1 rRNA gene is annotated in these 216 nt (G+C 56.0%); it reads right to left on the bottom strand.

From position 1 onward, the window contains the following. A 23S ribosomal RNA gene (locus tag CU044_RS20035) occupies window positions 1-216 on the bottom strand; the annotation flags it as partial.

Raw genomic sequence — 216 nt, forward strand, 5'->3', positions numbered from 1 at the left:
ATTCGGACTCGCTTTCGCTACGGCTTCCCCACACGGGTTAACCTCGCAACACACCGCAAACTCGCAGGCTCATTCTTCAAAAGGCACGCAGTCACGACGCACCGAGTAAACTCGATGCGCGACGCTCCCACGGCTTGTAGGCACACGGTTTCAGGTACTATTTCACTCCGCTCCCGCGGTACTTTTCACCATTCCCTCACGGTACTATCCGCTATC

The sequence above is a fragment of the Streptomyces sp. L-9-10 genome, assembly GCF_004151105.1.
GTDB lineage: Bacteria > Actinomycetota > Actinomycetes > Streptomycetales > Streptomycetaceae > Streptomyces.